Source organism: Pontibacter russatus (genome assembly GCF_009931655.1).
In the GTDB taxonomy this organism is placed as follows: Bacteria; Bacteroidota; Bacteroidia; order Cytophagales; family Hymenobacteraceae; genus Pontibacter; species Pontibacter russatus.
Map to the genome: position 1 here is coordinate 4503020 of NZ_CP047984.1, position 25932 is coordinate 4528951.

General features: G+C 54.4%; 21 protein-coding genes and 1 pseudogene. 4 read left to right on the forward strand and 18 right to left on the reverse strand.

What is annotated here, in order from left to right:
- Positions 1-117: 117 nt before the first annotated feature.
- Positions 118-390, forward strand: coding sequence for a hypothetical protein (locus GSQ62_RS18660; protein ID WP_161890904.1), 273 nt, complete (start codon positions 118-120; stop codon positions 388-390).
- A gap of 148 nt (positions 391-538) precedes the next feature.
- Here GSQ62_RS18660 and GSQ62_RS18665 read toward each other — a convergent pair whose 3' ends face one another.
- The 11 genes from GSQ62_RS18665 to GSQ62_RS18715 all read right to left on the reverse strand — a co-directional run bounded on the left by GSQ62_RS18665 (position 539) and on the right by GSQ62_RS18715 (position 12441).
- Positions 539-2482: a PA14 domain-containing protein gene (locus tag GSQ62_RS18665; protein ID WP_161890905.1), complete on the reverse strand. Its 1944-nt coding sequence runs from the start codon at positions 2480-2482 to the stop codon at positions 539-541.
- 898 nt (positions 2483-3380) lie between these two features.
- A complete protein-coding gene (locus GSQ62_RS18670) occupies positions 3381-4004 on the reverse strand; it encodes a DNA-3-methyladenine glycosylase family protein (RefSeq protein ID WP_161890906.1) in 624 nt (207 codons plus the stop codon).
- A gap of 362 nt (positions 4005-4366) precedes the next feature.
- Positions 4367-4819, reverse strand: coding sequence for a hypothetical protein (locus GSQ62_RS18675; protein WP_161890907.1), 453 nt, complete (start codon positions 4817-4819; stop codon positions 4367-4369).
- 7 nt (positions 4820-4826) lie between these two features.
- Positions 4827-5273 carry a hypothetical protein gene (locus GSQ62_RS18680; protein ID WP_161890908.1) on the reverse strand — a complete coding sequence of 149 codons (447 nt, stop codon included), beginning with the start codon at positions 5271-5273 and terminating at the stop codon, positions 4827-4829.
- Positions 5274-5319: 46 nt separating this feature from the next.
- Positions 5320-5859, reverse strand: a complete 540-nt coding sequence (locus GSQ62_RS18685) for an RNA polymerase sigma factor (RefSeq protein WP_161890909.1) — start codon at positions 5857-5859, stop codon at positions 5320-5322.
- A 103-nt stretch (positions 5860-5962) separates the two neighbouring features.
- A complete protein-coding gene (locus GSQ62_RS18690; protein ID WP_161890910.1) occupies positions 5963-6922 on the reverse strand; it encodes a transketolase family protein in 960 nt (319 codons plus the stop codon).
- A complete protein-coding gene (locus tag GSQ62_RS18695) occupies positions 6923-8317 on the reverse strand; it encodes a vWA domain-containing protein (RefSeq protein WP_161890911.1) in 1395 nt (464 codons plus the stop codon).
- Between the two features lie 70 nt (positions 8318-8387).
- Positions 8388-9245, reverse strand: coding sequence for a transketolase (locus GSQ62_RS18700; RefSeq protein ID WP_237586817.1), 858 nt, complete (start codon positions 9243-9245; stop codon positions 8388-8390).
- A 232-nt stretch (positions 9246-9477) separates the two neighbouring features.
- Positions 9478-9930: a thioredoxin-dependent thiol peroxidase gene (gene bcp, locus GSQ62_RS18705; protein ID WP_161890912.1), complete on the reverse strand. Its 453-nt coding sequence runs from the start codon at positions 9928-9930 to the stop codon at positions 9478-9480.
- 8 nt (positions 9931-9938) lie between these two features.
- Complete coding sequence (locus GSQ62_RS18710; RefSeq protein ID WP_237586819.1) at positions 9939-11870, reverse strand: M23 family metallopeptidase; 1932 nt, start codon at positions 11868-11870, stop codon at positions 9939-9941.
- Positions 11830-12441: a fumarylacetoacetate hydrolase family protein gene (locus GSQ62_RS18715; protein ID WP_161890913.1), complete on the reverse strand. Its 612-nt coding sequence runs from the start codon at positions 12439-12441 to the stop codon at positions 11830-11832. The genes GSQ62_RS18710 and GSQ62_RS18715 overlap by 41 nt, the downstream gene beginning before the upstream one ends.
- A gap of 364 nt (positions 12442-12805) precedes the next feature.
- Between GSQ62_RS18715 and GSQ62_RS18720 the strand changes: the two genes are divergently transcribed.
- Positions 12806-13603: a M48 family metallopeptidase gene (locus GSQ62_RS18720; protein WP_161890914.1), complete on the forward strand. Its 798-nt coding sequence runs from the start codon at positions 12806-12808 to the stop codon at positions 13601-13603.
- A 15-nt stretch (positions 13604-13618) separates the two neighbouring features.
- Positions 13619-14230 carry a hypothetical protein gene (locus GSQ62_RS18725; protein ID WP_161890915.1) on the forward strand — a complete coding sequence of 204 codons (612 nt, stop codon included), beginning with the start codon at positions 13619-13621 and terminating at the stop codon, positions 14228-14230.
- Between the two features lie 165 nt (positions 14231-14395).
- Here GSQ62_RS18725 and GSQ62_RS18730 read toward each other — a convergent pair whose 3' ends face one another.
- Together GSQ62_RS18730 and GSQ62_RS18735 are read right to left on the reverse strand one after the other, a co-directional pair.
- A complete protein-coding gene (locus GSQ62_RS18730; protein WP_161890916.1) occupies positions 14396-15202 on the reverse strand; it encodes a 3'-5' exonuclease in 807 nt (268 codons plus the stop codon).
- Positions 15203-15223: 21 nt separating this feature from the next.
- The gene (locus GSQ62_RS18735) at positions 15224-16603 is read right to left on the reverse strand and encodes a UDP-N-acetylmuramate--L-alanine ligase (RefSeq protein WP_161890917.1); all 1380 of its coding nucleotides are present in this window, start codon (positions 16601-16603) and stop codon (positions 15224-15226) included.
- 154 nt (positions 16604-16757) lie between these two features.
- Between GSQ62_RS18735 and dnaB the strand changes: the two genes are divergently transcribed.
- Entirely contained in the window at positions 16758-18335 is a 1578-nt protein-coding gene (gene dnaB / locus GSQ62_RS18740) for a replicative DNA helicase (protein WP_161890918.1), read from the forward strand.
- Positions 18336-18416: 81 nt separating this feature from the next.
- Here the strand turns inward: dnaB and GSQ62_RS18745 are convergent, their stop codons facing one another.
- The 5 genes and pseudogenes from GSQ62_RS18745 to GSQ62_RS18760 all read right to left on the reverse strand — a co-directional run bounded on the left by GSQ62_RS18745 (position 18417) and on the right by GSQ62_RS18760 (position 25817).
- Positions 18417-19004, reverse strand: a complete 588-nt coding sequence (locus GSQ62_RS18745) for a nitroreductase family protein (RefSeq protein WP_161890919.1) — start codon at positions 19002-19004, stop codon at positions 18417-18419.
- Between the two features lie 183 nt (positions 19005-19187).
- Positions 19188-20318 carry an IPT/TIG domain-containing protein gene (locus GSQ62_RS20935; protein WP_237587156.1) on the reverse strand — a complete coding sequence of 377 codons (1131 nt, stop codon included), beginning with the start codon at positions 20316-20318 and terminating at the stop codon, positions 19188-19190.
- Entirely contained in the window at positions 20206-21741 is a 1536-nt protein-coding gene (locus tag GSQ62_RS20940; protein WP_237586820.1) for a DUF7619 domain-containing protein, read from the reverse strand. The genes GSQ62_RS20935 and GSQ62_RS20940 overlap by 113 nt, the downstream gene beginning before the upstream one ends.
- A gap of 501 nt (positions 21742-22242) precedes the next feature.
- Positions 22243-23721: pseudogene (locus GSQ62_RS21205) on the reverse strand (NHL repeat-containing protein); the annotation flags it as partial.
- A gap of 362 nt (positions 23722-24083) precedes the next feature.
- Positions 24084-25817, reverse strand: coding sequence for a phospho-sugar mutase (locus GSQ62_RS18760; RefSeq protein WP_161890922.1), 1734 nt, complete (start codon positions 25815-25817; stop codon positions 24084-24086).
- Positions 25818-25932: the final 115 nt, after the last annotated feature.

The window sequence follows — 25932 nt, forward strand, 5'->3', positions numbered from 1 at the left end:
GGATGCGCAACGGGCTATGAGTTATTGCCAGTTAGAGGGAGTATTAGCAGACAGCTTAAAAATTAGCCGATTATATATATTATTTAATATATAAAATTAATTCTGTTATATTAACCCGTGGATCAGAATTTACAAGCCTTCCCTGCTGCACCATCGCATTTTGCACAAAATCCTTCCATCAAAGCCAGGCGCACGGTTGATTTGATTCGGTTGTGTTTCCGGCATTTAGGAAAAGTATTGCACTGCACAACTGATGGATTGACCGGCAAAGCCGTCCTGGAGCAGACCGCCACCACACGCTCGGGCGGAAAGATGCAGGTAGCGGCAACTCCAAATCGACAGCCCGCACTTGGCTTGTACAACCTCCTGCTGCTCCCGGCAGAAAGGTAGGTAAATAGAAAGGTACTGGTGTGGCATGAAGGGATATTCCCTCAAAAGAGGAAGATACTCCCTGTATATAAAGCAGCGGCTCCCCGACGATATGCCGGGGAGCCGCTGCTATATGTACCTGCTCCTATGTATCAGAGAAGAAGGAAGGCTACTGCTTTATCACCTTCAGGCTCCTGCTGCTTCCTTGGGCGTCGGTGTAGCGGAGGAAGTACAGGCCTCTCGCCAGACCGGAACCGGAGAGCTTGATGGATAATCTGCTGTTATCAAGTGTCAGGTCCTCGTGCTTATATAAGACCCTTCCCGACTGGTCCAGCAGCACGACCTCCTTCAATTCCGCCTCCTGGCTGCCCATATACAAGGTTATCACCTCGCTGAATGGGTTTGGATAAGCAGTTACCTCAGAGAGGAAAGGCTCTTTCTGGGTTGCGCTAGCCACCTGCATGCTGCTGCTGATGGAAGGTGCGTGGCTATATGGGGAGAGCCTGCTGCCGGCGATGGGTCGCTCCAGCGCCCCGCTGGGCAGCTGCCAGCCCACGGCCAGGTGGTCGCTTCCGGCCGCCTCCAGGTGCAGGGCCTCGATGTAGTAGCGTTTGCCCGCCTCCAGCCTCACCCTCGCCGACCGCTGCGAGGCGTACTTGTCCCACTGGCGAATGCTGGTGTAGCCTTTCACGGAGGCAATCTTCACTTTTTTAGTGGCATCGTCGGAGGGGCTCAGCCACAGCTCCCCGGCGTCGTCGGAGGCCAGCCAGAAGGTGTACTCGCCGCTATGCGGGGCCGTCACGAAGCCCCGGATCCGCTGGCCGTAGTGGTCGCCTGCATTGGAGGGAGCTTCAAAAAAAGTCAGTTCGCTGGTATTGCTTGGTGCTTTGGCCACGGGAATATCCTGCACCGTGCTGCCTGCTACGCCTCCCCAAAATTCGCGGCTAATCTTTCCTGTTATATATACGGGTACTGGGTTTACGTTGGCAATGCTTCCGATGGGGGAGAGCCTGTTGCCGGCGATGGGCCGCTCCAATTCCCCGCTGGGCAGCTGCCAGCCCACGGCCAGGTGGTCGCTTCCGGCCGCCTCCAGGTGCAGGGCCTCGATGTAGTAGCGTTTGCCCACCTCCAGCCTCACCCTCGCCGACCGCTGCGAGGCGTACTTGTCCCACTGGCGAATGCTGGTGTAGCCTTTCACGGAGGCAATCTTCACTTTTTTAGTGGCATCGTCGGAGGGGCTCAGCCACAGCTCCCCGGCGTCGTCGGAGGCCAGCCAGAAGGTGTACTCGCCGCTCTGCGGGGCCGTCACGAAGCCCCGGATCCGCTGGCCGTAGTGGTCACCCATGTTCGTCGGGGCCTCAAAAGAAGTGAGCTCGCCGGTTTGGGTAGGGGCAGCCGCCACCGGTATGTCCAACACGCCTGAGCCTGTCACGCCCGCCCAGAACTCGCGGGTGATTTTGCCAGAAGGCGCTGGGGCCGCAGACGCAGGTTCCAGCGCTGGGGCCGCTTTGGTTACAGTCACGCTGATGGCAGCGGAGATTGTGGCTCCGCCCTGCTTGTCGGTTGCTTTGGCTGTCAGGCTGTAAGTTCCGGGGGCGAGGTTGCTCAGCCGGAATTCATAGGGGTATTCAAACTCGGTCCCAACTTTTGTGCCGTCCCGAAACAGCTCCACTTTTGCCACTGCGCCGTCAGCATCCTGGGCGGCCACCGAAACTGCAACGACCATGTTTTCTGTGGAAGAGGCCGTCGCCTTGGGAGAGGTGATGGACACCGTCGGGGCCTGATTTGCGGGGGCTGCGCTGCCATCGCCCACTATTGGGCCAGGCACGATGCCAAGTTGCTGCAGCTTTTCGCTCCAGGTAATGAACCCATCCTGCTTCATCTGCCTGATAACCAGATTTGGCAGAAAAGCGTAGCTCCTGAAGTAGGTTCGCCCGGCAGCGGATACAGCATGCTTATTATTTATATAGCCCCAATAAGCGGGTGCAACCGTGTTATTATCGACCGAGGTACCCGCTCCCGATATCGCTGCTGGCTTCGAATAATGCTGGGCGCTGCCGGAAGTAGTATACAGCGGGGCAATGGTAACAAGGGCAAGTAAAAGTGCAGACATAGAAAGGGCCGTTCTATTCTTAAGAAGGTGGTAAATAGTATGCATCTTTTTTGGCTAAAAGTTAACGCTTTGCATTTTGCTGGTTTTATACCGTGTGCTCCTATCTTAAATCAGAAGAAGGATTGCATTAATTAGTAGCAGCGGTATGGGTTTAATCAATCTATATATAAAATACCCGTACTCATTTGAGTTCCCTCTTTAGATCGGTACAAATATATAATATAAGTATTTAAAACAGCTAATATATTTTTTAAGAATCTTGATTTAGTTATGTAATACTGAAATAATTATATAACCATATTATGTGTAAATCACGCATAATGTGCTGTTATAGCTTGTTTTATTGTAAAAGGAGCAGGTGAATATTTTAATGGCATTAGTATATTTATATATAAATTGTATGGTTATTTAAATTTAGTAATTGTACTTTTTGAACAGAACTCAATTTTATTTATATAGAATTTATGTAATATTATCAGGTGGTTTTTTGACGACTTAAATAGGTTGTGGTTTGACGAAAATCCATTTTAAGTTTGTGTGGGTATAATTTGATTTTTGGATTATGCTTTTTTTGTCATAGATGCAGCTGGCAGGAGAGGAGGGCGTCAGTTTGTATGTAATGCTCCTCACATGGCCAAGGCTGCTGGCTTTACTCTGGTCTGGATGTGCAGAGATGTGCCTGTTCAGAGGTATAGGAGCAGTGGTTGCAGGGAAATATTTAGTCGCCGCACAGTTAGCCGTGGCAGAGAAAGTAAGGACGATGAAGCAACAGTGTGCCCCAATTGGCTGGCGCCTGCAGCTTGTATGAGTTACTCCAAGAGTGAACCCTATGCTGAGGCGTGTATTGGTTTACTCATCTGACTGAAGTGACGCGATGTCATTAAAACAGCTGCTTCTCTTACTTCGGGGTGCTATCCAGCGACTGCCACAGGTATTTGCTGGCGATGGTGCGGTAGGGTTGCCAATTCTCGGCTATATCCTGCATCCGGAGCTTCAGGCGCTTGCCCGTTTCCTCCAATCCGTAGTGCCGTTTCATCGCGTTCTGTATGCCCAGGTCATCCACCGGGAACACATCGGGCCGCTCCAAGGCGAACATCAGCAGCATCTCTACCGTCCAGCGCCCTACGCCCTTTATCTGTGTCAGGTGCCTGATCAGATCCTCGCTTTCCATGGCGTCGATGGTGGCGTGCGCCATATGGCCCTCTTTCGCAAAAGTAGCCACATTGCGCATATAGCCAATTTTCTGAAACGAGAGACCGGCTCCGCGCAGTACCTCATCGGTAGCCTTCAGGACCAGTTGCGGATGCGGGTAGTTATCGGGAAACAGGCCGGTGAATCTTCTGAAAATAACGGCTGCCACTTTCGTGCTCAACTGCTGCGAAACGATGGAACCCAAGAGCTTATAATATAAATCCTCCGATTTGGAAGATATCAGGGGCTGGCCCCGGCTGATGATGGCCGCCAGTACGGGGTCTTTGGCCAGTACGGCAAAAGCCTCAGAGGAAGAATAGTCAGGAAACATGCTGTGTCTTCATTTGACCTCAAATAGCTAAAAACTATCCACTCCGCCAACCGAAGCGGCCGTACCTCTATATGATGACAAGTAAACGCTGTTTATATAGAGCGAGGGCATACGATAGCATCGGAATTGGTGAATTTTCCAGGCTGGGGAGGTACCTGGCTATAAGACAGAGGCTGATGCAGGCGCTTCATTTATATATAGCTCCATAGAAAGCATCGCGCGGCATCGTCTATATGGCTTTTGGGGGAGGAATAACTTTTACCACCTCATGTAAGGTAATTTCAGTAGCTTGCCTGCCTTCCCAAAAAGGAAGGCGCGCCGTAACGGCAACGCCTTCCACAATAAATTCTGCCGGGGTTGGGCTACTGGTTTTCCTTTTTTCGGTCCAGCCGCCGGATCAGCATTTTGGTGAACTCGTGCTCGCCGCGGTACAGCTTCACGAGCTGTTTTACAGAAATCACCTTCTGGTATTTCTCTGCATACTCCTTGTCCAGGGCCAGCTCCCTTTCTTTCATATCGAATATTTTGTTTATGCGGGCCTGCACCTGCTGGTCTGTGAGTTCGTCCACATCCTGACGGAAGTCGATGCGGTAGCCTTTCACCAGCTCACGGCGCTTAGCCTCATGCTCGTTATAGATAGGCCAGAACTTTTGCGCCTGCTCCGGCGTCAGGGCCATCTTATCGGTCAGGAAGGCCACTTTCGCGGCTTCTACGTGCTCACTCCGTTCGTGTTTGTGTTTGTCCTGTGCAAAGGCAGCGGTGCCGTTAAGGGTGAGGGCACAGAGGATCAGGGTTAGTACAGCATAGTGCTTCATGGGTGAATTAATAGTCTAAGTCATCAAGTAGTGGATAATATTGCAGCTCTTCTTCGGCTGTCATGGCGCTCACGTTCAGGAAATCAGAAGCAAGGCTTTGGTCGGCGGCCAGGTATTCCTCCAGGTCCGCTGTCTCCATCTGCGCGTAGGTGCTCAGGTAGTTCACAATTTCTTCATCAGAGAGCGTCGCCACCGTCAGGGTTTCCTGCTGCGGAGCCTGCCGCAAGCTGAACAGGAACGCGCCCACGAACAGGAAAAGCAGCAGCAGCGGTGCCACGGTGAGGCGTATCGGTTGCCAGAGCCGTGCCAGCCACAGGGTGGTGGCCATACGTTCCTGGGCAGCTGTGCATTCCATTACACGCATGGGCAAACGGTCGAAGTATCCTTCCGGAACCCGGTACACGTTGTGCCTCGGAATGTCGCTCAACTTAAAGTCCTTCTTCATGTTCCTCATCTTCAATTCTCCTTCTGTGGGTTAGATGCAATATGCGTGCAATAGTTTAATCCTGTTGTAGATATTCTTCAATTTTTTTAACGGCGATGTGGTAGGAGGCTTTTAAAGCCCCTACGGAAGTTCCAAGTATCTCGGACATCTCCTCGTATTTCAGATCGTCAAAATATTTCATGTTGAACACTAGGCGCTGCTTGTCGGGCAGGCGCAGGATAGCCTTTTGCAGTTTCAGCTGCACCTCGTCGCCGGCGATGTCGGGGGAGGAGACAAGTTTTTCCGTCAGCTCGGAGGTGATGTCGTGTATGGGCAGAAAGAACTTCCGTTTCTTGCTGGACAGGAAGGAGAGGCACTCGTTGGTGGCGATGCGGTAAATCCAGGTGTAGAGCTGGGCATCCTTTCGGAAAGTTTCGAGGTTCTTCCATATCTTGATAAAGACCTCCTGGGTCAGGTCGTCGGCATCGTCGTGGTCAATCACCATCTTGCGGATGTGCCAGTACACTTGCTGCTGGTACTTCCGGACAAGCTGGTTAAAGGCCAGGTTTCGGCTCTCAGGCTGGGCGAATTTCTCTAAAAGCTCTTTGTCTTCCACTACTCTGTTTTCAGGGAGCCTGCAACAAAAGTTAAATATAAAGAGGCTGTGCTTACTGAGCACAGCCTCTTCAAAATTTGTTTCGGATATTTTTATGCTTTGTTTACTGCTGTTTTCTGCGGATCACGCGCTCAGCGGCTGCCACAATGTCGTTCTCCGACAGCCCGTATTTCTCCATCAGTTCCTCCGGCGTGCCGGACTCGCCAAAGGTGTCGTTTACGGCCACGTACTCCATGGGCAGCGGCGTGTTCTTCACCAGCAGTTGCGCAATGCTGTCGCCGAGGCCGCCCAGGCGGTTGTGCTCTTCGGCGCTCACCACGCACTTCGTCTTCGCCACCGACTTCAGGATCGCTTCCTCATCCAGCGGCTTGATGGTGTGGATGTTGATGATCTCGGCTGAAATGCCTTTCTCTGCCAATATATGGCCAGCCAGAATTGCCTTCCAAACCATATGGCCGGTGGCGAAGATGCTCACGTCCGTGCCTTCGTTCACCATCCAGGCCTTGCCGATCTCAAACTTCTGGTTGGCATCGGTAAACACCGGAATGACAGGGCGGCCGAAGCGCAGGTACACCGGGCCCTCGTGGTCCGCAATGGCAATGGTGGCCGCCTTGGTCTGGTTGTAGTCGCAGGGGTTGATGACGGTCATGTGCGGCAGCATTTTCATCATGCCGATGTCTTCTAGTATCTGGTGCGTGGCGCCGTCCTCTCCCAGGGTCAAGCCAGCGTGTGAGGCGCATATCTTCACGTTTTTGCCGGAGTACGCAATCGACTGGCGGATCTGGTCGTAAACGCGGCCCGTGGAGAAGTTGGCGAACGTACCCGTAAACGGAATCTTGCCGCCGATGGTGAGGCCTGCGGCGATGCCCATCATGTTGGCCTCGGCGATGCCGATCTGGAAGAAACGCTCCGGGTTCTCCTTGATAAAATCAGCCATTTTGAGTGAGCCGACCAGGTCGGCGCAAAGGGCTACTACGTTGGGGTTGGTGCGGCCAAGCTCCAGCAGGCCGGCGCCGAAGCCGGAACGGGTGTCTTTTTTCTCGGTATACGTGTACTCTTTCATCTATCTGTTGAAAATTTTAACGGTTGTAGTTGCGCCCGATCGGATGCTGAAGTCTTTTACGTCAGTGAATTTACTCGCCTGGGCGTTTTTCATGCGGTAAACCAATCTATAATTCCCCGGCTGCAAGGCCATCGTTACTTTGCTGTTCTCTTCCGGCAGGTTGCATAGCCAGCGCTGCCTGCCGTCGTCTTCCATCAGGTACAGGCTGCCGTAACCCTGCATCTGCGATGATATGGCCAGCTGCCCCGGCGGCGGTATGGTCACCGTGTTCGTCTGCCCCTGTTTCAGTTCCACGTCCCGCAGGTACGTGCGCGGCAGCGTCAGAATCTCCAAATCATAGATACCGGCCAGGTATTTCTGCCGCTCCCCGAAGGTCTGCACGTGCAGCGTCTGCGTGGCGCCCTGCTGCCTCACAATGGCCGACAGCGTACCGTAAGGGGAGGGGCCGTCCTGGCGCAGGTGCAGGGTGCCCTGTGGCGCCTTTACCCGGATGGCGTTGTGCCTGCCGGGCTTGATGCTGATGCTCCGCTCCACCAACGCCGGTACGGTGTTCACCACCAGGTCGTAAGGCAGCAGGGCGTCGATGTCCAGCATGTCGGGCTTTCCCTCTGGGCTCTGGTAATGCACGTAGTTGTATTCCGGCTGGCCCGTCAGGGCGTTGAGGAACGTCAGGTTCACGTTTGTCTCCACCGGCTGGCCCTGCTCGTTCAGCAGCTCCACACTCACCGTCGTCTGGCTCAGCGCCTGCGTCACGATCTCCGTCAGCACCGACTGGAACGTCTCCACGTCAGCGGCATTGTAATACTCGCCGATGCAACTGAGCTGTTTCTCGTGCTCCGGCTCAATGCCGATGCCAATGACGAAGGGGCGCAGGAAAATGCGCTTCTTCTGCAGCGCCAGCGACATAGCGCAGGGGTCGCCGCCGCAGGACTCCAGCCCGTCCGTGATCAAAATGATGACGTTGCGTGTTTTCTCCTCCGGAAAGTCCCCCGCCGCCTGCTGCAGCGAGTACGTAATGGGCGTGTTGCCACGCGGCACAATCTCGGTTAGCTTCTTCTTGATGGCCTCGGTGCTGCTGGCGGAGAAAGGCACCTCCAGCCGGGTGTCTTTGCAGTCGTTGCGCTCGCGGTCGAACTGGTGCCCGTATACCCGCAGGGCCACTTCCACGTTTTCATGCCGGTCCAGCGAGTCCACGAGGTGGGCCAGCAGGTCTTTGGCCACCGACATGCGGTCGCTGTTCTCCCACTTGGCCAGCATGCTGCCCGAGGCATCGAGCAGAAACAGGATACGTGTCTTTGACTTTGCCTTTTGCTCCCCCTGGCCATATGCGGTCCCACTCGCTGAAAATATCAGCAACAGGAAAAATGCCGCGAACACATTGCGCCAGGGTGCCATGCCAGAATTGCTCTAATGCAATATATGAGCCCTGCTGCACCCGGCACTGCCATCGCGCAGCGGGGGAGTTTTAGTAGTCAGCGGCTTCATTCACAGCCAGCTGCTGCAGGGCTATCTGCAACTGCTCGTCGTTCGGGGCCACGCCGTGCCATTTGTGCGAGCCCATCATAAAGTCCACCCCGTAGCCCATCTGCGTGTCCATCAGAATCATCACCGGCTTGCCTTTGCCCGTCGCGGCTTTGGCCTGGTCCAGGGCGGGCAGCAGCGTTTCGAAGTTGTTGCCGTCGGCCTCCAGCACGTGCCACCCGAATGCCTCGAACTTGGCGCACAGGTCGCCCAGCGGCATGACTTCTTCCGTGGAGCCGTCTATTTGCTGGCCGTTGCGGTCTACGGTGGCTATGAGGTTGTCGACTTTCTTGGAACCGGCGTACATGGTGGCTTCCCATACCTGCCCTTCCTCCAGTTCGCCGTCGCCCATCAGCACATATATCAGGCTGTCGTCATCATTGAGTTTCTTAGCCTGCGCGGCCCCGATGGCAACCGAAAGGCCCTGGCCCAGTGAGCCGGAAGCCACACGGATGCCTGGCAGCCCCTCTTCGGTGGCCGGGTGGCCCTGCAGCCGCGAGTTCAGCTTGCGGAAAGTAGCCAGCTCTTTCACTTTAAAAAAGCCAGCGCGGGCCAGCGTGCTGTAAAACACCGGGGAAATATGGCCATTCGACAGGAAGAAAAGGTCCTCGCCTTTGCCGTTCATATCAAAGTCGGTGCTGTAGTTCATCACTTTAAAATAAAGGGACACGAAATAGTCGGTGCAGCCAAGCGAGCCGCCCGGGTGGCCGGAGTTAACGGCATGCACCATGCGCACGATGTCCCGGCGAACCTGTGCCGCTACTTCTTTCAGCTCTTCAATGCTTTTGTTGTGTGGATTCACTTTATATATGGTTATTAGTTAGCTTTTTGGTAATAATACACAAATAATCTGTTTCGCCATAAACATTGGCCTCCCATTGCCCTCCGGGTTAGCCGCTGGATGGTTTGTAACAAGGTTTATATATACAAGCGTCAAAGTAACACTTATTCAGGAGAAATGAAAACAAAATATATAAATTCCTGCACAAAGCAGAAACGCAGCCGCCTGAAAGACAGCTGCGTTTCTATATAGGCTACTTGGGCAGAATCTGGGCGGTGTGGTCGGCGGTCTTCACCTTTTTGATGATGTCCCGGATCACCCCGTTCTCATCGAGCACAAAGGTGTAGCGCATGGTGCCCATATACCTGCGGCCGTACATCGATTTCTCCTGCCATACCCCGTACTGCTCCACAATCTTTTTGTCGGTGTCGGCAAGCAGGGTGAAGGGCAGGTCATATTTGCCGATGAACTTCTGGTGCGACTGTTCGCTGTCGGTGCTCACGCCAATCACTTCGTAGCCTTCCTGCTGCAGGTCGCTGTAGTTGTCGCGGAGGTTGCAGGCCTGGGCGGTGCAGCCGGAGGTGTCGTCTTTCGGGTAAAAGTACAGGATAACCTTTTTGCCCCGGTAGTCGCTTAGCCGCACTGTGTTGCCGTGCTGGTCCTTGCCTTCAAACTCGGGGGCCTTGTCTCCGATGTTCAGTTCCATGTGTTTTGTCAGATGGTGGTGGTATAGATGGCTTCGTTGCCTGCGTTGTCCTTCACCTTCAATACAACTTCACCCGACAAAGGTATACTTTTATCTAACTTCTCTGACCAGATGGTGGCCTTTTTGTGCTCGTACTTCATCAGCAGCCACTGTCCGTTTATATAGGCGTTGAAGGAGTTGAGGCCCGAGAGGTCGTCGCCTATCCGGAAGCTTATCTGGTTGCGGTTTTTGCTGAGCAGGCGTATGGAGGGCTTTTTCGTGTCTTCCAGTACCTTAAACTTGCCCATGTTCTTGGTGCTGAAGGTGATGGTGCCGTCCGGGCCCCAGCTGCCGCCTATATACCCTTTGCCGCGCCCCGTGCCCAGGTAGTAAACCGATGCCTTCGATCTGTCTTTGATGGCGGTCATATCCGGTTTAATGGTGACTTTGATGGGCTTCAGCAGCGGCGTGAAATAATCGCCGACGGTATATACATTGTCATCCAGCTTTGTCTGCAGGTACAGCGTGTCGTAGAGCGAGCGCTCGTTGAAGAGCACCTTCAGGTAGTTGTTGGCAACCGCCACCTCCTGGCCGGGCGGCACCAGCTTTTCGAAATGGAAAGGCACCGTAATCCCGCAGAAGCGCATCGAGTCGGGCAACCCGGCGCGCAGGTCGAAAAGCCCGACGGACCTGGAATCCTTCATATAGCTAGGCACCAGCACCAGCGCCTTGCCGCCCTTCAGCAGCTCGATGTTCTGGGGCGTGCTGCTGGTGTCGGCGGCGCTGATCTTCAGGATGTTCCCGATGAGCTCATAATCCAGCGACGGCTTTTTGACAGTTTTGGCCAGCGACCGGGTAAAGGAGGGCTGCTGCCCCTCCACCACAAAGCGGAGGGTGGAGGTGTTGCCGTAGGAGTCGCGCGCTACCAGCTGCACCTGATACGTGGAGTCGGGGTGTACGAGCATGCGGCCCTGCCGGCTGTTGGCCGTGTTGTACAGGGGCAGGTCGTTGCCGGTGTCCACGTAGGCTTTCTGGAAGGTGCGGCCCTCGCTTTTATAGATGTCGTAGTTGATGTGCTGCGACACCTGGCGCGACAGCTCGAAGGGCACCTGGTCTATATAGTGGTTATAAAGCTGCCTTCCGTTTACGTACAGCGTCACTTCCTGCGTGCCGTTTTTGTTGGCGGCCCCGTCCAGCCGGTCGATGGTCTGCAACTCCAGCCCCAGCAGACCGTTGGCGAAAATGGTGTCGGCGATGCTGTAGTCAGAGCCGCTCTGCTTCGTGCGGTACTCGGCGCGGCTGAACTCGTTGTTGATGCGGGAGTTGATGCGCAGCGGCGTAATGGCCAGGCTGTATATATCGGGCGGGGTTGTGTCGAGCACCTCCTGGAACTTGTACTTCAGCGGGTTGTAGAGGCGGTCCTGCGCGTCGCGTATCTCGAAGTGCAGGTGCGGCCCGCCCGAGCCGCCGGTGTTGCCCGACAGGCCAATAACGTCGCCCCGCTTTACCGGGAATTTGCCCTGCTCCAGGAAAAGCTCCAGCTCAAAAGTCTGCTTCGCGTACTGCTGCTGCAGTATATAGTCCGCCAGTGGCTGCCCGAACTCCGAGAGGTGCGCGTACGTGGTGATCAGCCCGTTGGGGTGCGTGATGTAGATGATGTTGCCGTAGCCGTAGGTCGACTGCTTCACCCGGGATATATAGCCGTCGGCGGCGGCATGCACCGGCAGACCCTCGCGCTGGTCGGTTTTGATGTCGAGCCCGCCGTGGAAGTGGTTGGAGCGGATCTCGCCCATGGTGCCCGACAGGTAATTGCGCTCGCCCGGCTTTATCGGGAACAGGAAATCAATGGGCTCGGGCGCCAGCTGCGCTTTCGCGCCGAAAGAGGTGGCCAAGGCCAGTGCCGCCAGCACCAGCCGCTTCTTATTTAACTTCGAAATCAAGTAATTTTCTGTCTTCAACATACCCTTCTAATCTGTCTCCTATCTGTACCGGGCCAACACCCGCTGGCGTGCCGGTAAAAATGATGTCTCCTGTCTTCAAGGTGATGAACCGGGAGACGTAGGCGATGATGTCCTCGAACGGGTGCAGCATCATCGCGGAGTTGCCCTGCTGCTTCGCCACCCCGTTCACCTCCAGCCTGAAATTTATCTGCCGCAGGTCAGGGAACTGCCCGACGGGCAGGAACTCCGAGACGGGGGCGGAGCCGTTAAAGCCTTTGGCCAGCGCCCAGGGCAGGCCCTTCGCCTTTGCTTTTGCCTGCAAGTCGCGTGCCGTGAAATCTATGCCCAGCCCGATGCCGTCATAATATTTACGCGCGAATTTACGGTCGATGTTCTTCCCCTCCCGCGAAATCCGCAGGATCAGCTCCACTTCGTGGTGTACATCGCTGGTGTAATCGGGGTAATAGAAAGGCTCGTTGTTGCGCAGGATGGCCGTGTCCGGCTTAAAGAAAATAACCGGCTCGTCCGGCACCTCGTTTTTTAGTTCGGCGATATGTTCGGCGTAGTTTCTCCCGATGGCTACTATCTTCATGAAATCAGTTACTAATTGCTCTGATTTTCAAAATTAAGGTTTCTAATGTTGCAGTGCAGAAAAAAGCCGGAAAATATTCTGATGCCCTGTGGCGCGTCGCCGGCACCTTCTCTCCGGAACAACCCGCCCGGCGGCGGATTTATTGTGCGCCCCTGCTATATACCAACGCCGGAAAAGGAAAGTGGCACCCTGGGCAGGCCCACACAGCGCCGGGACGCGGTGGCAGAAAAACAAAATTGCCGCGCCGCCGTTAAAATATAGCACTTTGCTAATTTATATAGTAACTTACCATCCGGTTCTGAGGGAAATGGAAAATGGTTCAAAATTTGAAATGACTTCTGGAAACCACTTAAACTTTAAGAAAATGTACAAGAAAATAACTGTTTTTGCGATAATAGCCGTGATGATGGTGGCCTGTACGACAGTGCCCATCTCAGGGCGAAGGCAATTGAGCCTGGTGTCGGACGCCGAGATGCAGCAGCAGAGCTACGCCGCCTACAACCAGTTCCTGAGCGAGCACAAGCTCTCGCGCGACGCCCAGGCCACGGCCATGGTGAAGCGGGTAGGGAAGCGGATACAGCACGCTGTGGAGCAGTATATGGCTGCCAACAACATGCAGGACGAACTGGCGGGCTTCGAGTGGGAGTTTAACCTGGTGCAGGACGAGCAGGTGAACGCCTTCGCGATGGCTGGCGGCAAGACCGTGGTCTATACCGGAATTTTGCCGGTGGCCCAGAACGAGACGGGCCTTGCCGTGGTGATGGGGCACGAGATTGCCCACGCCATTGCCAAGCACGGAAACGAGCGCATGAGCCAGGCGCTGCTGCAGCAGTTTGGCGGGCAGACGCTGTCCGCCCTCGCCGGGGCACAACCGAGCACCGCAGCAAACCTGCTGCTGTCGGTATATGGCGTAGGCTCGCAGCTGGGTATGCTCAAGTACGGGCGCGACCAGGAGTCGGAGGCTGACCGCCTGGGCCTTATCTTTATGGCCATGGCAGGCTACGATCCGCAGGCGGCTGTCCCGTTCTGGAAGCGCATGGAAGCCCAGGGCGGTGGACAGGCCCCACCGGAGTTCCTCTCCACACACCCCAGCGCCGGTACGCGGCAGAGCGACCTGCAGAAGTGGATGCCGGAGGCGCTGCAGTATTACAAAGGAAAATAAACTACACCATCCCATATGGCCGACAACAGCTTCACCCGACTTCTTTCCTGCCTTGCCGGAACTAGGCATATAACCTTGTTTATGTTTATCCTGCTGCTTGCCGGCGGCTGCACCAGCCGTGAGGTAATAAGGGAGGAAAGCGAGGTGCCGATGGAAGAAGGGGTGGGAGAGGTGCCCGAGGTGCCTTATGACGGGCAGTTGCTGGCACAGGTCGTATTCGAGAAGGTGGAGTATATCGTGCCACAGCAGGAGTTGATGCAGCCGTTCATGCGGGAGTTTGGGGACGGCACCGTGATAGACCAGGTGATGATCCGGAAGGTGCAGGAAACGAAGGAAGACGAGCCGGTCTATTACCTGGTAGGCCTGGGAATCCGCAACGGCGCCTTCCGCTCAATGGCATTGGCGCTGGACCTGGCGGCAGACAACAGCCTGTACCTGAGCAGCAAAGGTGCTAAGCATATATGCCGGGCCTCTATCGGCTGTAACTTTTGCTTCTTCACGTTCTCAGGCAACAAAATTACCGGCTGCGAGTGTGATTCGCGCGCAACGGAGAATAACTGCTCTCATAAGTTCTCGGAAGGCAATACCTTGCTGCAGGACGTGCAGTTGAGCAACCAGCGGAGATAATCTTTTACGTTAGATATCAGATAGGTGAAGTTATATATAGATGCATCTCACATAACATTCTGAACATGAAACCGGAAGCGGCTGCGAATCTAGATTCGCAGCCGCTTCCGGTTTAAGAGAAAAGCCTAAGGTCTAACGTCCAAAATCCAACGCCTCATGTCCCTTTCAAGACAGCTGGACTTTGCGCAGGCGGATGCGGGTAAGCACCTTTTTGGTTTGCAGCGGGAAGTCTCCTTTCATCATCCAGTCGTAGTAGCCGGGCTCCTTCTGCAGCACTTCCTCCACCGGCACGTTTTTGTGTTTGCCGAAGTTGAAAACCTCCTGCCCCGCATTGTTATATATGATCCGGCCCGCCAGGTCGGCAGTTTTCTGCACCGTAAACCTGTGCAACTGCTCCATGTCGTTCTGCACCGGATATTCTTCCACGCCATCTGCTATCTCCACCGGCGTGTGCTGGTAGCGGTCCAACTGCGCCATCAGGATGTGGTAGGTGGCCACGGTGTCGGCCTCGGCGCTGTGGGCATTTTGCAGCTTTTTGTCGCAGTAGTAGCGGTAGGCAGCCGATAGGGTGCGCTGCTCCATCTGGTGGAAAATGCGGCAGGCGTCAATCACATTGCGGTTGTCGATGTCGAAGTCGATGCCGCAGCGCAGAAACTCCTCGGCCAGCAGCGGAATGTCGAAGCGCAGCAGGTTATATCCCCCTAAGTCACAGCCTTTCAGGAACTGTTCCATATCGCGGGCCACCTGCTTAAAGGTCATGCAGTCCTTCACATCTTCGTCATATATCTTATGAATCAGGCTCGACTCCAGCGGTATCGGGATGGTCGGGTTGATGCGGCGCGTGCGGAGAATCTCCTCGCCGCCGGGCATCACCTTCAGCAAGCTGTACTCTACAATCCGGTCTTTGCAGATGTCGGTGCCGGTGGTTTCAAGGTCAAAAAAGACGATGGGGCGCTTCAGGTTCAGCTTCATGGCCAGGGTATATAAGTTAAATTAAAGAACCGCCTTCGTCAGCGCCTCCAGGTTCATGTTGTTGTAGTTGCCCGAGCTCATCAGCAGCAGGTTGGCGTTCTTCCAGCTGCGGGTGATCAGGTGCTGCTGCAGTTTTTCAGAGTCGGTATATACCTGCACGCTTGGGTTTGCAAAGGCCTGCTTCAACTCGTCCTCCGTCAGCATCTCCATCTTCTTGTGCTCCACCGTTTTGGGGTTGAAGTACACAATGGCCTCATCGGCATTGTCCAGGGCTCCGGCATACTGCGGCAGGAAATTCCTGTTCAGGCTGCTGAAGGTGTGCAGCTCCAGCACGGCCACCAGTTCCCGCTGTGGGTACTGGGCCTTCACGGCCTTGGTGGTGGCTTTTACCTTAGAGGGGGCGTGGGCAAAGTCACGAAACACGATGCTGCTGCCTGATTCGCCCATCTTCTCGAGGCGCTTGGCGGCACCTTTAAAAGTCCGAAGCGCCTCGTAAAAGTCATACGCTTTCACACCGATGCACTTACACACTTCCTTTGCCGCACTGATGTTGCGCAGGTTGTGCTCCCCGAAGAGCGGAATCTCCACATCGCCGTCTTTCTTGGTGTGCAGGATGGTTTTGCCGTCGCGGATGCTGTGGTCGTGTACACTGTAGCCCACATAGGCAATGTCGGCGGGGTTGCGCGGCACCGCCACCAGCTGCACCTGTTCATCGTCCTGGTTATATATGAGCGTGCCCGCCTTCGGCGTCATCTCCGCAAAAATACGGAACTGCTCGCGGTACATCTCCGGGTCCGGGAACACGTTGATGTGGTCCCAACTGATGCCGCTGATCACGGCGATGTGGTGGTGGTACAGGTGGAACTTCGGCACCCGCTTGATCGGGTCGGAGAGGTACTCGTCGCCTTCGATAATGATGATGGGTGCATCGTCCGTAAGCTTCACCATCCGGTCAAAACCCTCCAACTGCGCACCCACGGCATAATCGAACTTGCGCCCGATGTGCCGCAGCACGTGCATGATGATGGAGGTGATGGACGTTTTGCCGTGGCTGCCACCTATGACGATGCGCTGCTTGTCGCGGCTCTGCTCATATATAAACTCGGGGAATGAATAGATGGGGATGTTCAACTCCTGCGCGCGCTTCAGCTCGGGGTTATCGGGGCGGGCGTGCATGCCCAGTATCACCGCGTCGGGCCCGGCCTCAATTTTCTCCGGAAACCAGCCTTCCGCCTCCGGCAGAATACCCGCTTTGGCCAGCCTGCTTTTGGCCGGCTCAAAAATCTCGTCGTCCGAGCCTGTCACTTTCAGGCCCTTGTCGTGCAGCGCCAGCGCCAGGTTGTGCATGATGCTCCCGCCAACCGCAATCAGGTGGATGTACTGTAATTCCTTCTTCTCCATAAACGCAGCAATATGATTGCAACTGGCAAAGTTAGGAGACCTTCCCAAATATAAAATAGGCATCATTTAATATGTTGATATCTTATATATGAATGTGGATTACTCTGCCGCCCGTGTGGATTACTTGCCTGGCAGGTTTTTTAAATTTGTGACTATGGAGGAGATGAAAATGAACGTGCGGCCTGCGGGCAGCCGGAACAGCTGGCAGAAGAAAGCCCCGGCTGTGTCGGAGTTGGGAAAGAAACCGCCACAGGCCCTTGATTTAGAGGAGGCTGTGCTGGGCGCACTGATGCTGGAGAAAGACGCCCTGACTACCGTTATTGACATTCTGCGGCCCCAGAGTTTTTACAAGGAGGCGCACCAGCGTATTTTCAAGGCCATCATCGGGCTGTTCGACAAGTCCGAGCCGATCGACATCCTGACGGTGACGCACGAACTGCGCGAGAACGGGGAGCTGGAGCTGGCGGGAGGCGCCTACTACGTGACGCAACTCACCACACGCGTGAACTCTGCGGCCAACATCGAGTACCACGCCCGCATCATCACCGAGAACTCCATCAAAAGAGACCTTATCTCTATATCCTCCGAAGTGCTTTCCAGCGCCTTCGAAGACACCACCGACGTGTTCGACCTGCTCGACAAGACGGAGGCGAGGCTATATGAGGTGTCGGAATCCAACATCCGCAAGAATTTCGACGACATGCGCTCGCTGATGCACTCGGCCATCAAGGAGCTGGAGGAGAAGCGCAAGCAGGCGGACGGGCTGACGGGTGTGCCCAGCGGCCTCGCCGCCCTGGACCGCGTGACCTCCGGCTGGCAGAAGTCGGACCTCGTGATCCTGGCTGCCCGCCCGGCGATGGGTAAAACAGCCTTTGTGCTTTCGTGCATGCGCAACGCCGCCGTCGACTTCAAAAAGGGCGTGGCTATCTTTTCGCTCGAAATGTCGTCGCTGCAGCTCGTGAACCGTCTCATATCATCGGAGGCGGAGCTGGATTCAGAGAAAATCAAAAAAGGGAATCTGGTGGACCATGAGTGGGCCCAACTGAACCATAAAATATCCAAGCTGACGGATGCGCCCATTTTCATCGACGATACACCGGGTCTTTCTATCCGCGAGCTGCGCACCAAGTGCCGTCGCCTGAAGGCCCAGTTCGATATCCAGATGATCATCATCGACTACCTGCAGCTGATGACGGGCAACACAGACGGCAAGGGAGGCGGCAACCGGGAGCAGGAAATCGCATCCATTTCCCGCGCCCTGAAGATGCTGGCCAAGGAACTGAGCGTGCCCGTGATTGCCCTTTCGCAGCTGAGCCGTGCCGTGGAAACCCGCGGGGGTGACAAGCGCCCGCAACTCTCTGACCTTCGCGAATCGGGTTCCATTGAGCAGGATGCCGACATGGTGCTCTTTCTTTACCGGCCTGAATACTATGGCATTACGGAGGATGAGATGGGCAACCCGACTGCAGGGGTGGGAGAAGTGATTATTGCCAAGCACCGGAACGGCTCGCTGGAGAACGTGCAGCTGAAATTCATCGGCAAGTACACCAAATTCACCAACCTGGACCACGACTTCGGGGGAGACGGCATGGGTGGATTCAATGCGCTGCCAAACAGCACGTTCGACACCGACACGCCGGGGGCGATACGCCTGGGCAGCCGCATGAACGACGGCGGAAAAGGCGGTGGCGGTTTCCCTACATCGAACTTTGACGAAGAGCCGCCGTTTTAAGGAACTTTATGAAATGAAGGCAAAGCCAAAGGAGGAGAAGCCGCTGTGTCAGGAACAGGCGGCTTTTCTGTTTAAATGCCCTCACGCATACCACTCCACCTTTTCCTCCAGCGGCACCAGACGCTTTCCCTCCGGAATGGGTTTGTCGGTGTAGCCAAGGTACAGGATGCCCAGCACGAGGTCCTCTTCCCGCAGTTGCAGCAGCTCTTTCATGGCGGGGTGATAGGCCATGCCGCCGGAGCCCCAGTAATTGGCGATGCCCAAAGCCGTTGCCCCGAGCAGCAGGTTCTGTATGGCACATGACGTGGCGGCAATCTCTTCCAGCGCGGGAATCTTCGGCAGATTGCCACGCTGCATGACGGCTATGATCAGGTGCGATGCCTGGTCACCCATGTGCAGCAGTTTCTCATATTTCTGCTGTTGAAATTTATCCGGTGCAGTGCGTGCTTTATATAGCTCTGCGTGCGAGCGACAGAATTCCTTCACCTGCCCTTTAGCATATACCCGGAAGCGCCACGGCTCCGTGTGGCCGTGCGTCGGGGCCCAGTCGGCCAGCGCCAGCAGTTGTCTTACCTGCTCGTCCGGCACCTGCTGCCCGTTCATTTGGGGCGGCTTCACGGTTCTCCTGTTTCGGATAACCTCCTGTATGGCTGAAAACGACTTGTTCATAAGATATAGCGTCAGTTTATAAGAGCCCCTGCCGCCTGATTGTTGTGGATGCCAGCGGCCCGCCTTCCTGTTTATATACGGGCAAAGGTAAGCACGGCCCGTATATAAATCCTGGGAATCTGGCGCAGCTGATCTAGCATTGGCTGCCAGTCCTACAAATGAAGCAATAGGGCAGTGGCTGACCTAAAGCACCGATAGCCTCTTCAAAACCTCGCCGCGCGAGGTGCTTACCTGGATATGGTATAAGCCGGCAGGCAGTGACGCGAGGTCTGCCTCCAGTTTTCCTCCCTCACCCGCTGCCTGGTGAAACACCCGCGTGCCGATGGTATTGAAGATTTCCACCTGCCGCACGTCAAAATCAGCTTTTATATAATCGATTGTGAATTTGCCGGAGGTCGGGTTGGGGTATATAACTATGGCCTGCTGCAGGGTCAGCTCCTCCACCACAAAGTCGGAGGCGCTGTGTGTGCTGCCCCCGATGCCCGACACCTGGATTTTTCCTGTTTGCGCCCCGCGCGGCACCCGCACCGTCAGGCTTGCTTCGCCAGCCCGCAGCACAGCCGCCTTGGCTCCATTAAAGAGCACCGTGTCCTGTTGGCCTAATACTAAGAAATGCTGGCCCTTCAACTCCACTATTGTGCCCACACTGCCTCGCCCTGGAAACACGGATGCCAGAACAGGGGCAGGAATCACCTCGAAAGCCGAGGTGCTGACAGCTGCGCCGCCGGGTGTTTCCACGGTGATGTAGCCGGAGGCGGCCCCTTGCGGCACCCGCACTTTCAAAGAAGTGGCAGATGCCTGCAGCACCCCTGCCGGCACCTGGCCAATTTTTACTGTGTTGCGTGAGGCGACCGTGGCGAAATTATCCCCATATATAACCAGCTCGCTGCCCACTTTGTCAGTATACTTGTTCAGGCCGTTGATTTGAGGCTGGTGCCAGACGATATAGGACGCAACGCTTTCCGCTCTTCCTCCCTTGGTAAGAACCTGGAACCCTCCGCTTGCCGCACCCTCGGGCACGCGGAGCACCAGCGTCTCCGGGGCAGCGCTGATAACCTCGCAAGCCAAATCACCAAGTTTTACGCTTTCCAACTCGCCTTCAGCCAGATAGTTGCCCTGTAGCGTCACCTTAGCACCCACCACGCCCTCTGCGGGGCTGAAGCCGGAGACAACCGGGCGCTGGTACACAACAAAGGCCGTCTTACTGCTGGCGCCTGCGTCTTCTGTCACGACGCTGATCGTTCCCGTGCGGGCACCCGCTGGTACACGCACCTTCAGGAAGGTAGCGGTGCCCTCCAGCACTTCCGCCTGCACCCCATTTATATATATATACTTTGTTTCGCCGGGCATCCTCAGAGAATTTCGAGCCTGTAATCAGCACCTCTGCGCCAAGTTTGCCAGCGGCGGGGGAAAAGGCCTGGACAGTAGGTGTCATGATGATCTCTTCACCCGATATCCTGTTTTCCGCCAGTACCTCCCTCGGGACATCATAAATGCGGTTCACCGTCACGTTGGTGCGGACGGGGGAGTTGTAATCGAAGAAGATGTCGGCAAAGTTCTGTACGGCTATTTTAATGGGTAAGTCTGCCTTCGGCCTGATGCTGAACTGGATATAGCCGTGGCTGCCCGGCTCGTTGGAGGTGCTGTCGGGCAGCATGATGTTATCAAACGTCCAGGTGAGGACAGGCTTCCCCTTACCGCTCACGGCATAGGTGTAGTTGTGGGAGGCGGAGCCCAGTTGCAAAGTGCTGATGTCCAGATGCTCCGAGAGCGTGTCTACGACCACGACCTGATAAGCTACATCGGTGCCCGTGTTCTGGAACCTGATTTTATATTGAAGCGCTGTGTTGGTTGGGGTGAAGTTCTCCGCGGTCACGCCGGTCGGGAAGACGGCCTTGTCGTTCGGGTCGAAGGAGTCGATGATGGGCAGGCACTCCGCTGCCACCTCCGCCTCCTCATCGTCGGCGGGCATGGCGTTCACAAAGCCGGTGCTGAAGGCAGTGGGCGAGCCTCCCACGCGGCAGGCCTCGACGGTGGCGCTGGCCAGCACATTGTCGCCGTTGCCGTCGGGCTGGTCTGCCTCCAGCCGGACGGTCCTGCCCATGGCCGGCACCCGGAACACCATGCTGTCGCCGGCGGCAATTGTATAGTTCTCCATTGTAGCGAGTTTTCCGTCCTGGTAAATCCGGAACTGCTCGTCTGTGGCCATATCTGCCTGACCTATGTTCCTGATCACGAACCGTACGTAGCCTGTGGTAGCGTCACACTTCCCTGTCACGGCGCTCACTGCTGTGGGTGGTGCGGTAGGGGGCTGGTTGCCTGGGGTTATCCAGGCTTTGGTGCAGACGGTGAGGCCGCGGATGCTTTCGTCGCCGCACATGACTTTGTCCTGGATGGTGATGACGCTGGTTTGCCCCGGAGCCACCGTGCCCGCCTCAAACACATAGGTGCCGTCGGGTAGGCGGGTAAAGGGCTTGTCTGCCGAGAGTAATTCTACCTGCTCGGGCAGTTGCAAATGTACTTTGGCGTCCTTGGCGGCGGCAAAGCCGGTATTGGAGTAGGTAACTCTGGTCGTGCTCTCGAAGCAGCGGCGGCGGCGCGTGGAGGAAACGCTGGCAGTGAGGTAGGGGGAGAGGGTGACCTGGATGCCAGCATCGTTTCCTGTCGAATAATTGCCGTAATCGCCGAAGTTTATACTGGCGGCGGCACCACCCGAAGTACAGGGTTGGTATATCAATTGTCCTCTGCTATTTTCTGTGACTGGCGACACAGTATAGCTTCCCTTTCCTACAAAAATCTTATAATTGCCTGATTTGTCTGTTGCGCCGTAATAAGGCCCAGGCTCGGCTTTGACCAAGATATCCGCAAGCCCGGTTTCTGCTTCATTCTGTTTGCAGTTTGCGTTGGCATCATGGTATATGTTGCCTTCTATGAGGTTGTACTCACGAGTGGACGCGGTTTCATAGACTGTGACTTTATCCTTGTATTTATCGGCGGCCGCAATCAATTTACCATCCTGACTCATTGTTACGCTTGGTGTGCCACTTGGCAAAGAAGATATTGCTTTACCCCTTATGTCATATATAATTACTTTAGGTAAAGCGCCATCTAAAGAAGAAACGACAGTATTGCCGAATGCATCTGACGTGATACTGGCCCGTTCTCCATAATCATATTCATCTGTTCGAAACGAGCCATATTGCTGTATGAATTTCCCGGTGGATGAGAATTTCTGAATGCGATGGCCATTGATATCAGCTATATATACATTTCCACCAGCATCTACACTTACATCTAAGGGTTTCCATAGTTGTCCTGCACCTTTTCCTGCGGTTCCGAATGTGTAGAGTAGAATTCCCTGGGAGTTATATTTGCTGAAAGCATTGGTATTGTGGCTGGTTACATAGAAGTTCCCGTTTAGGTCTACAGCGAGGCCAGCCGAAGTATACCTGCTATAGCTTATTTCATAAAATCCTGCTATTTTAGTGAAAGATTCAATTAAATTTCCAGAGGAATTAAATTTCTTTACATGTGTTCTGTCCTTCACTATGTCAAGCACATAAATGAACCCCTGATCATCTACGGCAAGGGTTAATGGATTAACGATGCCAGCACCCTTCCCTCCAAACACCAGGATTTCCTCGCCTTCAGGGCTGAGTTTAACTATCTCATTTTTATAAAGGTCTAACATGTAAAGATTATTATCTTTATCATATACCACCTCATATGGACGTCTGAGGCTACCCCACCGTTCTATAAAAATGTGATCTGAACCGTACTTCCGAATAGTGCTTCCATATTCGCCATATTTACCAATATACAGGTTGTTTTGGCTGTCTAAACAAATTTTGGAGTTTCCATAAAAGTATGGGTAATTAGTTTGGTCATAGGTCTGAATTGTTTTTTTGAATTCGCCAGAGGGAGAGAAAACATATATAACTGAGCCTGTATTAGGGAGATAGATGTCTCCATGTTTGTCTATCATCATATGTGTGAACGATACCATCCCACTCTCCTCGATAACATCTTCGCTGTACTGTTGTATTATATCTCCGCTATCAGAAACGACTATCAGGGAGTTAAAATAAGTTTTACCGTCTGCTTCTCTGTCAGATTCAGGCAAATACTTCTTATCAGCCACATAAATGTTATTCTGCTGGTCAAGAGCGATTTCTAAATCTAAAGAATGGTATTCGGGGGCAGCGTCAGCAATAGCAACGGTCCTTACGAATTCACCTTCCGTACTATATTTATGTAGCTTTCTTGTTGAGCCGTCTAAAATGCAAAGGTTAGAATCTTTATCAAAAAGCATAGATACAGGAAACATAAATTCATTAGGCCCTGTCCCAATATTCCCGAATACTTTCAGGAGCCTGCCTGCCGTGTCATGTTTTTCAATGCGCTTTTTTACCCGATTGAGCAGGTAAATATTTCCCTGATCGTCTATGGCGATATCGCCAGGCGCGCCGTCAGAAATGTAGGAGTTAGCATATTCTTCCTTTTTAATGGTGAATTCAAATAAAACCTCACCATCTTTCATCTTCAGTATTCTTGTCTTATCAATCACATAGATGTTGTCTTCCCTGTCAATTGCCATGCCTCCAAAGTCAAAGTTAGGAGTGCTGCCAATAATCATCTTCTCCTGGTAGGCAGGGCTTTGGGCAAAGGAAACGTACAGCGGAAGGAAGGACAGGAGTACAAATAATGCGGCTCTCATAAGCTTGTTTAGACGGAAGGCGGTAGTAAAGTGGATATCAATATTAAAACGGGTAAATATATATAATCTGTTTTATATAATCATTCTGATATTTGTGGATTCTCCAATTTATTATGAGTTGAGGCACAGCCGGTTCGCTGTTGCTTTCAACTGCTAAAGCAGCCTGCCTTAAAGTCCGGCTTTTAACCTCTGCCGCCGATTGTTCCCGGTATATAAAGAAGGACGGCCGCCCCATATGGCAAGCCACGGCGGTACATCCCGCTGAGGCTTGCCATATGGGGCGGCCGTAAAAAGTGAAATGGCTAAACCGTCAGCGAGTAGTCCCCGACAGTTTAGCCATTCCGCTATCAAATTTTAAGCCCCTACTTCAGCTTCAGGTCAGTCAAGGTCTGCTGTATTTTCTCATTCAGTTTCTGCGCCGTGGCGTCATAATCGGCTTTGGAGGCCAGCGGCTCGTTCACACTCACATAAAACTTGATCTTCGGCTCGGTGCCGGACGGGCGGGCGGAAATCTTGCTGCCGTCCTCGGTTATATACTGCAGTACGTTGGAGCTTTCCAGGTCCAGCTTTGATTCCTCGCCTGTCAGCAGGTTTTTGCGGGTGCCGGACTTGTAATCGCGCACCTCCACTACTTTGGAGCCCGCGATGGTCTGCGGCGGGTTGCTGCGCATGTCGGCCATCATCTGCTGAATCTCCTCGGCGCCGCGCATGCCCTTCTTCGTGATGGACACCAGCTCTTCCTTGTAAAAGCCATATCTGGTGTACATCTCCACCATCATCTCGAACAGGCTCTGGCCCTTGTCTTTGGCCACCGCCGCCATTTCGGCTATCAGGGCGCAGGAGGAGATGGCATCTTTGTCGCGCACGAAATCACCGGCCAGGTAGCCGTAGCTTTCCTCGCCGCCGGCTATATAGGTTTCCTTGCCTTCCAGTTCCCGGATCACCTCGGCTATATACTTAAAGCCGGTCAGGGTTTCGTACATCGTCACGTTGTAGCTGTCGGCAATCTTCTTGATCAGGTCGGTGGTGACGATGGTTTTCACCACGAACTCCTTGCCTGTCAGTTTGCCGGCTTTCTGCCATGCCTGCAGCAGGTAGTTGATGAGCAGCGCGCCGGTCTGGTTGCCGTTCAGGAGCACAAACTCGCCTTTCAGGTTTTTCACCGCAATGCCCACGCGGTCAGAGTCAGGGTCGGTGGCCAGCACGAGGTCGGCATCTAACTCCTCGGCTTGCTGCATGGCCAGGTTCATGGCGTCTTTTTCCTCCGGGTTCGGGTATACCACCGTTGGGAAGTTACCGTTTGGCTCTGCCTGCTCTGCCACCACATGCACGTTCGTAAAGCCGTAGCGCTTCAGGATTTCCGGCACCAGCGTAATGCCGGTTCCGTGAATTGGGGTGTAAACAATCCTGAGGTCGTGCTGGCGCTTAATGGCTTCCTGCGAGATGGACAGGCCCAGCACTTCTCTCATATAGGCCTCGTCCACCTCCGCACCAATTAGCTGGATATTCTCCGGCTTCGGCTCAAACTTCACTTCATCGATGGAGGTGATTTTATTTACCTCCGCAATGATGTTCTTGTCGTGCGGCGCGGTTACCTGCCCGCCGTCGTTCCAGTAGGCTTTGTAGCCGTTGTACTCCTTTGGGTTGTGCGAGGCCGTGATCACCACGCCGCTCTGGCAGCCCAGATAGCGGATGGCAAACGATAGCTCCGGCGTGGGGCGCAGCGCCTCGAACAGGTATACCTTGATATCGTTGGCCGAGAAGATGTCGGCGGTCACGCGGGCGAACTTGTCGGAGTTGTTGCGGCTGTCGTGGGCGATGGCCACGCTGATTTGCTGGCCGGGGAAGTTCTGCTTCAGGTAGTTGCAGAGGCCCTGGGTGGCCATTCCCAGCGTGTAACGGTTCATGCGGTTGCTGCCCGCGCCCATAATGCCGCGCAGGCCGCCGGTGCCGAACTCCAGGTCCCGGTAAAAAGCGTCGGCCAGCGCGTCCTGCTCACCGCGCGCCTGCAGGTCCCTTATCTCTGCTTTGGTGGCTTCGTCGTAATTTCCTGAGAGCCACTGGTCAATTTTTGTTTGTATGGCTTGATCCATCATAGTCTTACTGCTTGTATATATGGCTTTGTACGTTATATAAACGCATCACACCAGCCCTCTTACACCCGATGTACGATGAAAGAACTGGTGTGACGTATATAAATATCAAAATAAA

Coding starts and splice junctions, on each gene's coding strand:
- GSQ62_RS18725 (WP_161890915.1), top strand. CDS start 13,619: ATGGCCGACAACAGCTTCACCCGACTTCTTTCCTGCCTTGCCGGAACT.
- GSQ62_RS18730 (WP_161890916.1), bottom strand. CDS start 15,202: ATGAAGCTGAACCTGAAGCGCCCCATCGTCTTTTTTGACCTTGAAACC.
- GSQ62_RS18695 (WP_161890911.1), bottom strand. CDS start 8,317: ATGGCACCCTGGCGCAATGTGTTCGCGGCATTTTTCCTGTTGCTGATA.
- GSQ62_RS18715 (WP_161890913.1), bottom strand. CDS start 12,441: ATGAAGATAGTAGCCATCGGGAGAAACTACGCCGAACATATCGCCGAA.
- GSQ62_RS18720 (WP_161890914.1), top strand. CDS start 12,806: ATGTACAAGAAAATAACTGTTTTTGCGATAATAGCCGTGATGATGGTG.
- GSQ62_RS18675 (WP_161890907.1), bottom strand. CDS start 4,819: ATGAAGCACTATGCTGTACTAACCCTGATCCTCTGTGCCCTCACCCTT.
- GSQ62_RS18670 (WP_161890906.1), bottom strand. CDS start 4,004: ATGTTTCCTGACTATTCTTCCTCTGAGGCTTTTGCCGTACTGGCCAAA.
- dnaB (WP_161890918.1), top strand. CDS start 16,758: ATGGAGGAGATGAAAATGAACGTGCGGCCTGCGGGCAGCCGGAACAGC.
- bcp (WP_161890912.1), bottom strand. CDS start 9,930: ATGGAACTGAACATCGGAGACAAGGCCCCCGAGTTTGAAGGCAAGGAC.
- GSQ62_RS18710 (WP_237586819.1), bottom strand. CDS start 11,870: ATGTTGAAGACAGAAAATTACTTGATTTCGAAGTTAAATAAGAAGCGG.
- GSQ62_RS18690 (WP_161890910.1), bottom strand. CDS start 6,922: ATGAAAGAGTACACGTATACCGAGAAAAAAGACACCCGTTCCGGCTTC.
- GSQ62_RS18680 (WP_161890908.1), bottom strand. CDS start 5,273: ATGAGGAACATGAAGAAGGACTTTAAGTTGAGCGACATTCCGAGGCAC.
- GSQ62_RS18735 (WP_161890917.1), bottom strand. CDS start 16,603: ATGGAGAAGAAGGAATTACAGTACATCCACCTGATTGCGGTTGGCGGG.
- GSQ62_RS18745 (WP_161890919.1), bottom strand. CDS start 19,004: ATGAACAAGTCGTTTTCAGCCATACAGGAGGTTATCCGAAACAGGAGA.
- GSQ62_RS18665 (WP_161890905.1), bottom strand. CDS start 2,482: ATGTCTGCACTTTTACTTGCCCTTGTTACCATTGCCCCGCTGTATACT.
- GSQ62_RS18760 (WP_161890922.1), bottom strand. CDS start 25,817: ATGATGGATCAAGCCATACAAACAAAAATTGACCAGTGGCTCTCAGGA.